The organism is Actinocorallia lasiicapitis, from assembly GCF_054778695.1.
The window spans coordinates 1-681 of record NZ_BAAGZI010000870.1; the positions used below are offsets into that span (position 1 = coordinate 1).

The window sequence follows — 681 nt, forward strand, 5'->3', positions numbered from 1 at the left end:
TGGGCAGCAACAGCAACGTCAGGATCGTCGAGGTGATGATCCCGCCGATGACTACGGTGGCGAGCGGCCGCTGCACCTCCGCCCCCGCGCCCGTCGCGATAGCCATCGGCACGAACCCGACCGAGGCGACCAGCGCGGTCGACAACACCGGCCGCAACCGGTCGTGCGCGCCTTGCCGCACCGCATCCTCGACCGGCAGCGGATCGCCCTCCCGCCCAGCGCGAAGCGCGTTGATATGGTCGATGAGGACCAAGCCGTTCAGCATCGCGATTCCGGATAAGGCGATGAAGCCGATCGCGGCGGTGATCGAAAAGGGCATGCCGCGCAGCCACAATGCCAGGATGCCGCCGGTCACGGCAAAGGGGATGCCGGTGTAGACGATCGCCGCCTCGCGCACGCTGCCGAGCGCCGAATAGACCAAGGCGAAGATCAGGATCAGCGCCACCGGCACGACGATCGATAGGCGTTTCTGCGCGGCTTCCAACTGGTGATACTGGCCGCCGAACTCGATGCGATAGCCCGGCGGCAGCTTCACCTGCCCGTCGATCGCGGCTTTCGCCTTCTGCACATAGCCTTCGAGGTCGCTGGTCGACAGATTGACCATCAACGCGGCCCGGCGGTTGGTGTCGTCATGCAGGATCGGTTCGACGATCCGCGTCTGCCGCAGCCGCGCGACCCGCG

The 681-nt window shown here is 66.7% G+C and carries 1 protein-coding gene; it reads right to left on the minus strand.

Annotated features, from left to right (window positions below; translation table 11 throughout):
* Positions 1-681, minus strand: a 681-nt coding sequence (locus tag ACYVE7_RS35210; protein ID WP_460371024.1) for an efflux RND transporter permease subunit, incomplete at both ends; no start/stop codon positions are given.